Here is a 14364-nt window from a genome sequence, read left to right as displayed (position 1 = left end):
GTGGGATGCCTTCGGCCTCACACGTGCGGAGCCAGCTTAGCGATCTTCCTTCTCCCCCGAAGAAACCACTCCACCCCATCGAGCACCTGGCGAGCGTCGGTGCTGCCTGGCAGGAACGCGGGTTCGCTGTCCCGCTCCACCGGGCACCTGGCAGCGTTAGGTGCGGCTGGCAGGGGCGTGGGTTCGCTGTCCCGCTCCACCGGGCACCTGGCAGCTTTGGGTGCCGGTTGGCAGTCGGGCGGGATCACTGGTTGGTCCCATCGAGCACCGGGCAGGACCGGGCCGGCCTGGCAGGAACCTGGGTTTGCCACCCCGGCCAGGGGCACCTAAAAGCTTTGAGTGCGGCTGGCAGGTGGGCGAGTTTGCCGCTCCACCCATCGAGCGCTTGGCGGGCGCAGGTGCCGGTTGCCGGGGTGCCGCCCGCCCAGTTCGCTTGTTTCCGCCGCCCCACAGCCCCCACAACAAACCCCACCCTCCCTGGGGGCCTGCCCTGCTCCAGTCTACCGGGGCAGGCTGACAATCCGGGCGAGAACGATCTTGCCTGTGGATAACTCGCGATCAAGGTGCTCGGATATCCGGTGGGGTCAGGCTCGGCGGGCTACAGCGGCGTAGGACATGGCGTCTGTCGGGTCAGTGATGGGGGTGGAGTCGGGGCGCCATAGGGGAGTCCAGACGACGCCTGGGGGTACTAGGTGTAGGCCGGTGCACAAAGCGGTCACTTCGGCGTGGGTGCGGGGGCTTGGGGGGACGCCTGCGCCTTCGTGTAGGCGGACTACGGCTTCGCCGTTTTCTGGGTTGCCGTCGCCGGTTCCGTGGGTGAGGACCAGGAGGCTGCCGGGGGCCATCTCGGCGATGTAGCGGGTGATGGCGGGGTGGGGGTCGGGAATGTAGTGCAATACGGCCACCATCAGCACCGCCACCGGCTCGGTGAAGTCGATCAGGTTGCGCACGGCGGGGGAGTTCAGGACCGTGTCGGGGTCGCGGAGGTCGGCGCAGACGGTTTGGGCGGTGGGCACGTTGCGTAGTTCCACATCGCTGCAGGCGACCGCTATGGGGTCTCGGTCCACGTAGACCACGTGGGCGCCGGGGGCGGTTTCGTGGATGTTTCCGACCGTGGGGATGCCTGAGCCCAGGTCTAGGAACTGGTGGATGCCCTGGCCCAGGCAGTAGCGCACCGCGCGTTGCAGGAAGTGGCGGTTGAGGCGGGCGGCGATGCCTGCCTTGGGCATCGCGGCCAAAAACTTCTCGGCGAAGATTCTGTCCGGTTCGAAGTTGCAGGCGCCGCCGAGCAGGTAGTCGTACACACGCGCCTGATGCGGGCGCTCCGGATCGATTTCCGACAGGCCGGACAAGGCCACCTCCCAGGGATGATGTGGATACTAGCGAGGTCCGGACACGGTGAGCGGGAAGGTCGACGATGACGACGGCACTGGACTGGGCCACCGCGGTCACGACCAATGTGACCGGCAAGGTGCTGCGTGGCGGCGTCGCCGATCTGCGGCCGATGCCGCGGGTGCTGATCGACAAGGGCCGCATGCGCTCGGTCTACCGGTTCGACCCCGGCCGGGAGCCCGTCGGCGGCGACCCGGTGCTGCTGGTGCCGCCGCTGGCCGCGCCCGCGCTGTGCTTCGACCTGCGCCGCGGGTGCAGCCTCGCCGAGCACTTGGTCGACGGTGGCCGCTCGCTCTACCTGGTCGACTACGGCACGGTCAGCTTCGCGGACCGGCGCCTGGGGCTGGAGCACTGGATCGATGAGGTGCTGCCGCACGCGGTCCGCGCGGCCAGCGCCGACGCTGGCGGCCGACCGGTGCACGTCGTCGCCTGGTGCCTGGGCGGGATCATGTCGCTGCTCACCGCCGCCGACCGGGCCGACCTGCCGATCGCGTCCGTGGTGTCGGTCGCCGCGCCGTTCGACATGACCGCGATCCCGCTGATCGCGCCGTTCAAGCCGCTCACCGACCTCACCGACAGCTGGATTCTCACCCCGGCCTACCGGCTCCTCGGCGGCGCGCCGCGGGCGCTGGTGAAACGCGCCTTCCAGCTCTCGGCGATCGACAAGGTGATCACCAAGCCGTACGCGATCCTGGCGCACCTGCACGACGCGGACTTCCTCGCGCAACTGGAGGCCGTCGACCGGTTCGCCGACAACATGATCGCCTACCCGGGCCGCACGTTCGGGCAGATCTACCACCGGTTCTTCCGGGCGAACGACCTCGCCGAGGGCGAGTTCGACCTGGACGGGCGGCGGATCTCGCTGTCGAACGTCACCGTCCCGGTGCTGGTCGTCGCGGGTGAGAGCGACAGCATCGCCCCGCGCCGCGCGGTCGGGCACCTGGTGGACCTGCTCGACAACGCGCCGGAAGTCGCCTTCGAGGTGTGCCCCGGCGGCCACCTCGGCGTCCTCGCTGGCCGCGCGGCCCGCACCACGACCTGGCGGCACATCGACGCGTTCCTCGACCGGCACAACCCCCGCTGAACAGCGAGAAGGGCGCGGCCCCCCGAGGTCCGCGCCCTTCTCACCACCCCCGGTCACATGTGCACGACTGGTCCGGCGCTCTTGATCTCGTCCGGGACGCCCGAGCGCAGGATGAGGCCGCAGACGACCGCGCCCGCCACGAACAGGCCCGCGCTCCAGGCGAACGCGGCGCTGTAGCCCGCGATCGCCGCGGTCGCCTGGGTCTTGCCTTCCAGCATCGCCGAGGTGACCGCGCTCGCCGCGACGGTGCTGAACAGCGCGGTGCCGATCGACCCGCCGACCTGCTGCACCGCGTTGATCGCCGCCGAGGCCGCGCCGGAGTCGTCCGGGTCGACGCCCGCGATGCCCACGGTCATGCCGGAGGCCATGGTCAGGCCGATGCCCAGGCCGCTGACCAGCAGGCCGGGCAGCACGCCGCCCACGTAGGTGCTGGTCTCGTCCAGCAGCGCCAGCATGCCGGTGCCGACACCCGCGAGCACCATGCCGACCACGATCAGCGGCCGGGGGCCGATCTTGGGCAGCAGGGCGGTGGTGGCTCCGGTCGCGCCGATCATCAGGGTGCCGATCATCGGCAGGAACGCCACACCGCTCTGCACCGGCCCGAACCGCAGGTTGACCTGCAGGAAGTAGGTCAGGAACAGGAAGATGACGAACATCCCGGCGCACAGGATGAAGATCGACAGGAACGAGCCGCCCCGGTTGCGGTGCAGCAGGATGCGCAGCGGCAGCAGCGGGTGGGCGGTGCGGGTCTGCGAGTAGACGAACGCGACCAGCAGCACCCCGCCCGCGATCAGGAAGCCCCAGGTCTTGGGCGCGCCCCAGGAGTCCTCAGCGGCGTTGGCCAGGCCGTAGACCAGGGCGAACATGCCCGCGGTCGCGGTGGCCACGCCCACCAGGTCGAGCTTGGGCCGCTCGGTGGCGGTGCTCGGGCCCAGCAGCACGAGCGCGCCGACGAAGGCGATCCCGGCGAAGATCAGGTTGACGAACATGCACCAGCGCCAGTCGAGGTACTCGGTGAGCACGCCGCCGAGCAGCAGGCCGATCGCGCCGCCCGCGCCGGAGATGGCGCCGAAGATGCCGAACGCCTTGCCGCGCTCGGCCGGGTCGGTGAACGTGGTGGCCAGCAGCGACAGCGCCGCCGGTGCGAGCAGGGCGGCGAACACGCCCTGGCCCACCCGCGCGGCGACCAGGATCTCGAAGCCGCCCGCCGCGCCGCCGACCGCGGAGGCCGCCGCGAACCCGGCGACTCCGACGAGGAAGGTGATCCGCCGCCCGAACAGGTCGGCGATCCGCCCGCCGATCAGCAGCAGGCTGCCGAAGCTGAGCGCGTACCCGGTCACCAGCCACTGGCGCTGGTCGTCGTCGAACCTGAGGTCCTGCTGCGCCGATGGCAGCGCGATGTTCACGATGGTGGCGTCGAGGATGACCATGACCTGCGCGATCGCGATCACGGCGAGGATCAGCCAGCGCTTGCCCCCACCGTCCTCTTCGGAGTGTGGCGGCGCGGACGCGCGCGTGTCGGACAGTGTCATGGGTGTGCCCCCTGGAAAGTAGAGATGCCTTCTCCGCTTCCGACGCTAACACGAAAGTGGAGAGAATCCCTCCGTATTTATGCTAAGCTGAGAACGTGACCTCCGACACGCGCCCGTTGCGCGCCGACGCCGAACGCAACCGCGTCCGCATCGTCGTCGCCGCGCGCGAGGTCTTCGCGGCCCACGGCCTCAGCGTCACTTTGGACGACGTGGCCCGCAGCGCCGGTGTCGGCGTCGGGACGGTCTACCGCCGGTTCCCCAACAAAGAGGCCCTGGTCATCGCGGTGTTCGATCACGTCCTGGACGAGATCACCACCATGCTCGACAAGGCCGCCGCCGACGAGGACGCCTGGCGCGGCCTCACCGGCCTGATCACCGCCATCGCCGAACGCCAAGCAGCCGACCGCGGCCTGTTCGACCTGTGCACCAACGCCGACTTCGGCCAAGTGGACCGCATCGCCGAACACTTCATCCCCGCCGCCGACTCCCTGGTCGCCCGCGCCAAAGCCCAAGGCGCCCTCCGCGACGACTTCACCGCCCCCGACATCGGCCCCCTCCTGATGATGGTCGCCGCCGCCGCCGAGATGACCCGTACCCTCAACCCCCACCTCTGGCGCCGCTACCTGTCCCTCCTCCTCGACGGCATCCGCGCGGGCGCCACCACCCCACTGCCCCTCCCAGCCCCCACCCACGCGGAGATGCAAACCGTCATGCACTGCTCCCGCCCCCGGCAGCCGTGACGACCATCGACAAGATCGCCTGGATACGCGTGGAATCCGGCAAGATCCTCAGCACCCGCTCCCGAGGCAAGACCGTCTACTACCTCCCCGGCGGCAAGCGCGAACCCGGCGAAACCGACCTGCGAACCCTCACCCGCGAGATCGAGGAAGAACTCACCGTCACCGTCGCCGACCCCGCCTACTTCGGCACGTTCGAGGCTCAGGCGCACGGCCACGCCCCTGGCGTCACGGTCCGCATGACCTGCTACACAGCCGACTACCAGGGAACCCTGACACCGGCCAACGAGGTCGAGGAAGCCACCTGGCTGACCTACGCCGACCGCGACCGGGTGTCCCCTGTGGACAAACTCATCTTCGACCACTTGCGCGGCAAGGGTTTGCTCGGATAGTGACCGGAAAAGTCCGACGAATACTGCCTGGGTCGACGCTTCGTGCCAAGTGGAACACTTGTGGGACTTTAACTAACTGAAGTCGTTGGCCTGCAAAATATAGACTGTATAGATCGAAATTTTTTCGTCACGTATAGTCTGTAGTAAAACTTGGAGGGAATGAGTTGACGACCGCTCGGCAGGCATTTGCAAGTAGGACCGATCTCGCTCAATTTGGCGCTAATTCTCTACTCCTTTTCGCGTTGGAGCTTCGCTATAACATCGATGATATAACGACAGTTGCTGCTAACGCGATAACCGACGGTCCACGTGATAGAAAGTGTGACCTTGTATACATAGATGAAGATAGTCGGACTGCCGTGCTCGCTCAAGGATACTTTTCGCAGGATGATGCAAAGAATCAAGCGCCAGCCAACAAGGCGACTGGACTTGGCACCGCTGCTTCTTGGGTGATAGGGAATGAACGAGCTGACGAACTGGAACCATCACTCGCTACTGCCGCTGCCGACCTGCATCAGGCTATCGTCGAAAACGAGATCGAATCTATTGAACTGTGGTATTCGCATAATCTTCCCGAATCGAAAAATGTCGAAGATGAACTTGAGCGAGTTGCATCTGCGACAAGTGCCATTGTCAAATCTCGCTACCCAGCGCACACTATTGACGTTCGTGCACTTGAAGTCGGGCGCGACACCCTTGAAGACTGGTATCTCAGTACCCGTAGTCCAATCCTGGTGAACGATATCATTGAAGTTCCTTCACATGATTGGTTTAAAGAAGGCGGTGACGGTTGGCAAGCAATTTGCACATCGGTTCCAGCGGCCTGGCTGCATGGCCTCTACGAAGAACATGGAGATCGTCTATTCTCCGCTAATGTTCGAGGGTATATGCCTCGAAGGCGGTCAGCGAATAACATCAATTTCGGTATTGAACAAACAGCTAAGACGCAACCTGGGCGCTTCTGGGCGTTCAATAACGGTGTAACTGCTCTCGTGCATGGCATTATTGAAAGCGTTCCGGGGAATCCTTTGAAGCTTTCAGGAATAGGTGTTGTTAATGGGGCTCAAACTACCGGGTCGCTCGCACGTGTGCCAGTGGATTCGCTAGGCGAAGCGCGTGTATTGATTCGCTTTGTACAAGCTTCTAAGCCGGAACTTGTTAAGGATATCATCACCTACAATAATAGTCAGAATCAGATCAAGCCTTCCGATTTTCGTAGTGGGGACCGAATTCAGGATCGTCTGCGCCGAGAGTTCGCCAAAGTACCGGATGTTACTTATCTAGGTGCCAGACGCGGTGGACAAGAAGATAGGGCACGACGGCCTTCGAACTTGTTGCCCTCCGATACTGCAGCGCAGGCATTGGCCTCTTTTCACCAGGACCCGAGCGCCGCCTATCATGAGTTGCGTAGCATCTGGGAGAAGGACAGCGTCTACTCGCGTTATTTCTCAGAGCACACTACAGCGGTGCATATTGTATTCTGCTACTCACTTTGGTTAAGTGTTACTCATGCGAAAGCCGCCCTGACTGAGCGAGCAGAGGCCGACCGGACATCAGATGACAGGGAGGCATTGGACTTCCTGCGTCGTCGCGGTTCTCTTTATCTGCTAGTAGCCGCAATCGCAGGATCAGCGGAGATCTATCTGGGACGCGCAATCGTGGATAACTTCAGCTTGTCCTTTGGGGAAAATGTTAGTCCTGTAAAAGCCGCAGAAATATGGACCCCGCTGGTAGACGCGCTCCTTTCGTTTGCCCCAGATCAATTGGGTGCAGTTTTTGATGATGGAGGACTTCGGCGGCGTGAATTGGTTGAATCGGCACTTAAAAAGTTTCGCGCTTCTGTCAACTCTACCAAGCGAGTCAATGAAGCATTGTTTGCAGAATTTCGCAAGCATGTCAGTATTGATAAGGAAAAAAATTGACTAATCGAACAGTCTGGCTTCTTGTTCAAAAGGCATGACGATTGGTGATCATGAATGTGCGAGTTGCACGCGGAAAGCAGTGCCCCCCGGTCCGCTAGGGACCGGGGGGCACTGCTTGACTGTTGCCGTTGCTTACTTCAGTTCCGAAGACGACTTGTTCAGCAGGCGGCGCGCGACGATGAGCTGCTGGATCTGCTGGGTGCCCTCGAAGATGTCCAGGATCTTCGAGTCGCGGGCCCACTTCTCCAGCAGGGAGTTCTCGCTGTAGCCGAGGGAACCGGCCAGTTCGACGCAGCGCAGAGTCACGTCTGAGCCGGAGCGGCCTGCCTTGGCCTTGGCCATGCTGGCCTGCAGGGAGTTGGGCTGGCGGTTGTCGGCCATCCAGGCGGCTTCGAGGGCGAGCAGGTAGGCCGCTTCCCAGTCCGCTTCGAGCTGGAGGAAGGTGGCGGCCGCCGCGGACTGGGTGAAGGCGGGGCGGTCGTAGTCGATCTTGACGCCTGCTTCGGTCAGGATGCGGCGGGTTTCCTCCAGGGCGGCGCGGGCGACGCCGATGGCCATGGCGGCGACCAGGGGGCGGGTGTTGTCGAAGGTCTGCATGACCCCCGCGAAGCCCTGCTCGGTGTTGATTTCCGGGCTGCCGAGCAGGTTGTCCTTGTGGACGCGCACGTTCTCCAGGCGGAAGTGCGCGGTGTCGGACGCGCGGATGCCCAGCTTGTGCTCAAGGCGCACCAGCTCGAAGCCGGGGGTGCCGCGGTCGACCACGAAGGACTTGATGGCGGCCTTGCCCAGCGAGCGGTCCAACGTGGCCCAGACGACGACGCAGTCCGCGCGTTCGCCGGAGGTCACGAAGATCTTCTCGCCGTTGAGGACGTAGTAGTCGCCGTCCTTGACTGCGGTGGTGCGGATGGCGCCGGAGTCCGAGCCGGTGTCGGGCTCGGTGATGGCCATCGCGGCCCACTTGCCCTTGTAGCGCTCAAGCTGCTCGTCGTTGGCGACCGAGGCGATGGCCGCGTTGCCCAGGCCCTGGCGGGGCATGGTCAGCAGCAGGCCAACGTCGCCCCAGCACATCTCGATGGTGCCGAGAAGGAGCTGGAGGTTGGAGCCGTTCTTGTTGCCTTCCTTGTCCTTCTTCTCGCCGCGGCGCACGCCGCCCGCGCCGGTGCCGCCACCCGAGGCCGACAGGCCGTCGAGGAGCGCGGCCAGCATGTCGAGCTCCTTGGGGTAGGTGTGCTCGGCCTGGTCGTACTTGCGCGAGTTGGGTCGGAAGAACTCAGCCGCCGCCTGGTGGGCCTGGTCGACGAGCTGCTCGAACTTCTTCGGGATTTCGAGGTTGATCATCGTCTTCTCCTGTTTCCTTGCCCTCAGACGAGGACGATGCCCTCAGCGAGCCCGACCGCACGCAGATCCCGGTACCACCGCTCCACCGGGTGCTCCTTCACGAAACCGTGACCGCCCAACAGCTGCACGCCGTCGTTGCCGATCATCATTCCCTTCTCCGCGCACAGGCGGCGGGCCAGACCCGCCTCGCGCGCGTACGACTTGCCCTGCTCGGCGCGGCTGGCCGCGCGGTAGGTGAGCAGGCGCATGCCCTCAAGCTCGATGCCGATGTCGGCGACCTTGAACGCGACGCCCTGCCGGTGGCTGATCGGCTCGCCGAAGGCGACCCGCTCGTTGACGTAGGGGATCACGTAGTCGAGCACGGCCTGCGACGTGCCGACCGCCAGCGCGCTCCACGCGATCCGCGACAGGCGCACGCACTCGGTGTACACATCGGACTTGCCCTCGCCCAGCAGCGCGGTCGCGGGCAGCGCGACCTTGTCCAGGCGCAGCTTGCCCATGCCAGCGGCGCGCAGGCCCATGGCCGGGTCGGACTCGATGGTGACCCCGGCCGAGCCGGACTCGACCACGAACAGCGCCGGGCCGCGGCCGTCGAGGTCGGCGGCGACGACGAACAGCTCCGCCTGCGCCGCGCGCGGCACCAGGGACTTCACGCCCTCGATGACGAAGCCGCCCGCGCGGCGGTACGCCTTGGTCTTGAGGGTGAACGGGTCGAACAGCGGGCGCGGCTCCTGGATGGCCAGCGCCGCGGCCGGGATGTTGTCGCCGACGAACGCGGGCAGGTAAGTGGCCTGCTGCGTCTCGTCGCCCCACAGGACCAGGGCGGTGCTGACCGCGGACGGCGCGAGGCACGCCACGGCCAGGCCCATGTCGCCGTGCGCCATGGCCTCGGCGACCAGGACGTTGGTCACCGAGGACCGCTCGGTGCCCAGGCCGCCGAGCTCCTCGGGCACCCCGACCAGGGTGACGCCGAGTTCGGCGACCAGCGACAGCAGCCCCTGCGGGGTGTCGCACTTGGCGTCCGCGTCGGCGGCGATGGGCCGCAGCTGCTCGGCGGCGAAGTCCACCACCGTCTCGCGGATCATCTGCTGCTCTTCGGTGGGCGTGAGGTCGAAAAGACCCCGCTGCGGCGCCGACGGCAGCCGCTGGGGCTTGCCCAGCTTGGTCGCCGAGGCGAAGGTGCGGCTGGCCGCACCGACCGCGGTGAACCCGGTGCGGGTTGCTTCGTAGAGCCCGCGCTCCACCGGCTTGCGCAGGCCGAACCGGTCGAGCACCGCCGTGCTCGCCAACCGGTTCAGCACGGCGAGCGCCGAACCCATGGCATCGCGCCTGGGCTGCCGCACGCCTGCTCCGTCATTCCCCGCCATGGTGCTCCCACCTCGTCTCGGACCGTTGAATCGTGCTTACCTACTCTAGAGTAGCAAGCGCGCCAGATCGACTCCTGTGGCCCGGGTCACTTAGGGCCTGTGTGGCCTAGTGCGCGCTACCTGGTGGCCCGCCGCTTGTCGACCAGGTCGAGCAGTGGTTTTCCCTCGATATAGCGGTCGAGGTTGTCCTGGAACCGGCGGACCAACTCCTCCCGCCAGCCCGCGACGTCGCCGGACATGTGCGGGGAGATCAGCACGTTGGGCATCCCCCACAGCGTCGAGGACGGTGCCAGCGGCTCGTCGGCGAACACGTCGAACGCCGCGCCCGCGATCTCGCCCGCGTCGAGCGCGTCGACCAGATCGGACTGCGCGACCAGCCCGCCGCGGCCGATGTTGATCAGGCGGGCCGACCGGCGCATGGCACGCAGCATCCCGGCGTCGATCAACCCGGTCGTCTCCGGCGTCAGCGGCGCGGCGAGCACGACCCAGTCGGCGTCGGGCAGGACCGAGCGCAGGTCGGCCATCGGCGTGATGTCGCCCAGGTCCGGGTCGCCGCGGCGGGCCACCCGGCCGACCGCGGACACCCGCACCCCGGCCGCGGCGAGCTTGCGCCCGATCGCCCGCCCGATCGGGCCGGTGCCGACGATCAGCGCGCGCGAGCCGGACAGCCGCTCGGTCTCCCGGTGCTGCCACTTGCGCCGCTGCTGGTGGCGCAGGGTCGTGGCGAGGTCCTTGGCGAAGGCCAGCACGAGGGCCAACACGTATTCGGCCATCGGCTCGTCATAGACGCCACGCGAACTGGTCAGCGCGACGTCGCTATCCCGCAACTCGGGAAACAGCAGAGTGCCCGCCCCCGCGCTGGCGGTGTGCACCCACCGCACGGCGTGCGCGGCCTGCCAGACGTGGGCGAGCGCGGTGGAGCGCCGGTCCCAGACGAACACCACGTCGGCGCCGTCGAGCGCGGCGCGGAGCCGATCGGCTGTGGTGTAGCGGATTTCGGCCCGACCCTCCACTGGCGCCATCGCGGGTGGACGGTCGGCGCCGTGCAGGACCACGACGCGCGGTCGTGGGCGGGTGTCCATCGCGGAATGCATCCCCGTTCGGGTGGCCGAGCCGGACAAGCGCAGGCAACGCTAAGAACCGTTCCCGGCGGTGTCAAACCGGTGTCGGACGAGCGCTGGGCCTGGGCTTAACCAGATAGCGGAAAGGTGTTTCCCAGACTTCGGAAAGCACCGGAAAGAAGCGCGGGAGTGGCGCTGTGGTGAACTTTCCGGCCTGGTTTTCTCCTCAGAGTAGAGCGAGTGGTGCGCCGAACGGGTCGCGGCATCCCCGTTCGGAGCAACGTGCGGGCTCCGTCCGGTTCGGTCGCGGATTCCGGCGATCGGTCCGAGGTCCGGGGCGTGCCGCCAGTGTCCTCCATGGGCGGCGCCACGCCGTCGCCGCCGTCGCGTCGCAGGCTCCCACCTGCGGGTTCCTGGTCGGGCGACGGGGGTGGCTTGCTCTGAACGGCGCAACGCGCCGGGGTGGCGGCGCCGGGGTGAGTTGATCTAGGGGTGCTCGCCCTAGGGCCGTTGGACCCTTGTCGCTGTGAGGTTGAATACGAAAACATCCCCCGTATGCAGCAGAGATACCCCTGGTGCGCAGACCTTCCCCCGGCTAGCATCACTCTCCGTCAGGGCCATCATCGAATCCGACGGTCAGGTGTCGGGGGGAGCGATGAGCCGGGACACCGCGCCGACTCGATCCCGGACGGCGCACCTCCCCAATCGGTGTGTGGCTAAGTGTGTGGGGGCCCCAAGTGAGTTCGACAGCTTCCTCGCCCGCGTCCGGCGCCCTGGAAGAGACCGCGCGGCCTGCCGTGCGGCCCCAGAGCACGGACGCCGTTTTCGCGCGGCTCAAGAGCGCCGCCTTCCACGAACTCGTGGAAGCCTCGCTCAAGGGCGACCAGGAGGCGATCGGCACCCTGTTCGCCTGGATCAACCCGGCGATCATCCGCTACTGCCGGGCTCGGATCGGGCGCACCGGCTCGGCGTTCTCCAACGCCGACGACGTGGCCCAAGAGATCCTGCTCGCCGTCCTCGGCGCGCTGCCCCGCTACTCCGACGACCGCGAGTCGTTCCTGCCGTTCGTCTACGGCATCGCCTCGCACAAAGTCGCCGACTACTACCGCCGCTCCGGCCGTGACCGCTCCGAGCCGGTCGCCGACGTGCCGGACACCATCGACCACGGCCTGGGCCCCGAGCAGATCACCCTGCGCGGCGAGATGCGTACCCGCCTGGTCAAGCTTCTCGACACCCTCGCCCCGCGCCAGCGCGAGATCCTGGTGCTGCGCCTGGTCGTCGGCCTGTCCGCGCAGGAGACCGCCGCGGCGATCGGCCTGACCGCCACCGCCGTCCGCGTGGCCCAGCACCGCGCGCTGAACCGGCTGCGCGGCGGGCTCTCGGCCAGCGAGTGGCTCTGAGCGCCGCCGCGGCCCCGGTTCGACCGGCCTAATCCGCTTTCTTGGCCCGCAGGTAGAGCTGGACCTCGATCCGGCCCGGCTCCGCCTCGGCCTCGAACTCCCGCAGCGCCACATCGGTGAACCCGGCGTCCGCGACGACCTGCTTGAGCTGCTCGGGCGGGTACGCCGAGACCGTGGTCGGCGAGCCGAGGAAGTTCACCGGGAACGTGTCGAAGTCGCCCTGCACCATGCTGAGCACCAGCAGCCCCGGCCCGCGCAGAGCGGTCCGGATCGAGCGCAGGGTGGCCTCGATGTCGGCCTTGGACAGCATCAGCAGCGCGAAGAACGCCACCGCCGCGTCGAACTCGCCCAGCTTGGCGAGGTCCCTCAGGTCGCCGTGCAGGTAGGTGGCTCCGGGGGCCTGCTGGCGGGCCAGGTCGAGCATGACGGTCGACTCATCGATCCCGACGACCTCCAGCCCGGCGTCGAGCAACTGCTTGGTGGTAGGCAGGCCGCTGCCGCAGCCGAGGTCGAGCACCCGGGCGCCGGGGGGCAGGTGCTCGATCAGCCACGCGGTCTCGGCGATCTGCACGTCGCGTTCGACGAACGACTCGTCGTACCGCTTGCCGATCAGGTCGAACGCGGGCGCTGGGTTCTCGGTAGCCACGCGGACCAGCATGCCGGGGCGGCCTGCATCGGTCCAGTGGCCGAACGGGCTACACACCCGGCCGGGAATGAGATCTTGCCGACTCGCGTCAGGGGCTGGTCACGGCGCGCTCGAACACGTTCGCCGCCAGCGAGGCGAACCGCTCCTGGCGGCGGCGCTCGCGGGGGAACTCCAGCGCCTTGAGCGCGTCGGTCACCGCGGCCATGAACGGCGCTGGCCCGCAGGTGAACGCGTCGTGGTCGGCGTGCGGGCCCGCCAGGGCGACCAGGTCGGCCACGGTCGGCAGGCCCCGCTCGGACTCCAGCCAGTGCGTCACGCTCAGCCGCCGCGGGTGCTCGGCGGCGAGCCCGGCCAGCCGCTCGGCGAAGATCACCGACTCGGCGTCGCGGTTCGCGTAGACCAGCACGACCTCGCCCGTGCCGCGCAGCAGCGCGGACTTGACGATCGAGATCACCGGCGTGATCCCCGAGCCGCCCGCGAACAGCAGCAGGTCGGCGTCCAGCGACCGCGGCGTGAACAGCCCCGACGGCGGCAGCGCCGCCAGCACATCGCCGGGGGCGACGTTGTCGCACACCCAGTTCGACGCGTACCCGCCCGCGGTCCGCTTCACCGTCACCTGCAAGGGCTCCCCGGTGTGCGGCGAACTCGACAGCGAGTAGCAGCGCGCCACCGACCCGGTGCGGTCGCTGGGCACCCGCAGGGTGAGGAACTGCCCCGGCCGGTAGTCGAACGCCTCCTCGAAGACCACCGACCGCGCGTCCGGCGTCTCCGCGATCACCTCGGCCACCCGCAGTGGGTGCGCTGTCAGTGCTGTCGCTGCTGTCGGCTCGGTCATCAGCGGCCTCCCACGCCTCGGTCCCCACCCGATCATCCCGTGCCGGGACGGGTAGGGGGAACCCGTGAACCGGCGCGCAGGGCGGGGGTGAGGCGTCCGACGTGGTGGGCATGGGGGTAAGTGCGGTAGTGATCAATGGTGGGCGGCTCGGCGCCGGGGCAGCCGCCGCCGTGGTGATCGACATGGGGGCGGCTGGCATGGGGGCGAGTGGTCCGGTGGTCCCGTCGACCGAGCGGTGCGCGCGGGCGGCGGTCGACGCGGCGACGAGTGGGGCGCGTGCCCCGCATCCGGTTCCGCTCGTGATCATTAGGCATGACCTCCCCGCGCCGATCCCGGACCCCGCTCCTGGCGCCAGTTGACGCCGTGACCGCTCGCGCGGACTGAGCCACAGCAAGGGCAGCCAGCAACCTCACTGTGCAATTGCATAGACAGACCCGATGGGGCGTACTCGAATGAACCAAGATCGACTGAATGGGCGAGTGGATCAGCTTCGGACCGTGATCAATATGCCCCAAAAACACCGTCGAAACCACGATCGTGGAGTGCTTCGCGGCAGGTCAGCGGCCTGGTGGCGGTGCTGGTACCTTCTCGCGCAAGCGCCGCCGGGCAAACCCGTTCGGCAATTGCGGAACCGGGTCGAGTCGGGTGAGGAGGGGTC

At 67.3% G+C, this 14364-nt stretch carries 11 protein-coding genes and 1 pseudogene; 5 read left to right on the top strand and 7 right to left on the bottom strand.

The features are described 5' to 3' along the window. Positions 1-584: 584 nt before the first annotated feature. Entirely contained in the window at positions 585-1352 is a 768-nt protein-coding gene (locus ACZ6SD_RS30010) for an SAM-dependent methyltransferase (RefSeq protein ID WP_465320378.1), read from the bottom strand. 65 nt (positions 1353-1417) lie between these two features. Here ACZ6SD_RS30010 and ACZ6SD_RS30005 point away from each other — a divergent pair, with 65 nt between their 5' ends. Continuing rightward, complete coding sequence (locus tag ACZ6SD_RS30005) at positions 1418-2476, top strand: alpha/beta fold hydrolase (RefSeq protein WP_465320377.1); 1059 nt, start codon at positions 1418-1420, stop codon at positions 2474-2476. A 53-nt stretch (positions 2477-2529) separates the two neighbouring features. On the opposite strand, the gene ACZ6SD_RS30000 is transcribed toward ACZ6SD_RS30005, so the two are convergent. After that, positions 2530-4008: an MFS transporter gene (locus tag ACZ6SD_RS30000; RefSeq protein WP_465320376.1), complete on the bottom strand. Its 1479-nt coding sequence runs from the start codon at positions 4006-4008 to the stop codon at positions 2530-2532. A 95-nt stretch (positions 4009-4103) separates the two neighbouring features. On the opposite strand from ACZ6SD_RS30000, the gene ACZ6SD_RS29995 reads away from it, so the two are divergent. The 3 genes from ACZ6SD_RS29995 (at position 4104) to ACZ6SD_RS29985 (ending at position 7059) form a co-directional block, all read left to right on the top strand. Next, entirely contained in the window at positions 4104-4748 is a 645-nt protein-coding gene (locus tag ACZ6SD_RS29995; protein WP_465320375.1) for a TetR/AcrR family transcriptional regulator, read from the top strand. Continuing rightward, entirely contained in the window at positions 4745-5137 is a 393-nt protein-coding gene (locus ACZ6SD_RS29990; protein ID WP_465320374.1) for an NUDIX hydrolase, read from the top strand. Before ACZ6SD_RS29995 ends, ACZ6SD_RS29990 begins: the two co-directional genes overlap by 4 nt. A gap of 359 nt (positions 5138-5496) precedes the next feature. Next, positions 5497-7059: an AIPR family protein gene (locus tag ACZ6SD_RS29985; protein WP_465320373.1), complete on the top strand. Its 1563-nt coding sequence runs from the start codon at positions 5497-5499 to the stop codon at positions 7057-7059. Positions 7060-7191: 132 nt separating this feature from the next. Here the strand turns inward: ACZ6SD_RS29985 and ACZ6SD_RS29980 are convergent, their stop codons facing one another. From ACZ6SD_RS29980 to ACZ6SD_RS29970, 3 genes are all read right to left on the bottom strand, one after another. Continuing rightward, a complete protein-coding gene (locus ACZ6SD_RS29980; RefSeq protein WP_465320372.1) occupies positions 7192-8397 on the bottom strand; it encodes an acyl-CoA dehydrogenase family protein in 1206 nt (401 codons plus the stop codon). Positions 8398-8420: 23 nt separating this feature from the next. Further along, the gene (locus ACZ6SD_RS29975) at positions 8421-9716 is read right to left on the bottom strand and encodes an acyl-CoA dehydrogenase family protein (protein WP_465320380.1); all 1296 of its coding nucleotides are present in this window, start codon (positions 9714-9716) and stop codon (positions 8421-8423) included. Positions 9717-9880: 164 nt separating this feature from the next. After that, positions 9881-10858: a D-2-hydroxyacid dehydrogenase gene (locus tag ACZ6SD_RS29970; RefSeq protein WP_465320371.1), complete on the bottom strand. Its 978-nt coding sequence runs from the start codon at positions 10856-10858 to the stop codon at positions 9881-9883. A gap of 764 nt (positions 10859-11622) precedes the next feature. Here ACZ6SD_RS29970 and shbA point away from each other — a divergent pair. Next, positions 11623-12225 carry an RNA polymerase sigma factor ShbA gene (gene shbA, locus ACZ6SD_RS29965; RefSeq protein WP_465320379.1) on the top strand — a complete coding sequence of 201 codons (603 nt, stop codon included), beginning with the start codon at positions 11623-11625 and terminating at the stop codon, positions 12223-12225. A gap of 28 nt (positions 12226-12253) precedes the next feature. On the opposite strand, the gene ACZ6SD_RS29960 is transcribed toward shbA, so the two are convergent. After that, the gene (locus ACZ6SD_RS29960) at positions 12254-12871 is read right to left on the bottom strand and encodes a class I SAM-dependent DNA methyltransferase (RefSeq protein ID WP_465320370.1); all 618 of its coding nucleotides are present in this window, start codon (positions 12869-12871) and stop codon (positions 12254-12256) included. A gap of 103 nt (positions 12872-12974) precedes the next feature. Then, a pseudogene (locus ACZ6SD_RS29955) lies at positions 12975-13706 on the bottom strand (FAD-binding oxidoreductase); the annotation flags it as partial. Positions 13707-14364 lie beyond the last annotated feature (658 nt).

It is taken from the genome of Actinokineospora sp. NPDC051303 (assembly GCF_055586285.1).
This window is presented reverse-complemented; position numbering and strand designations above follow the sequence as displayed.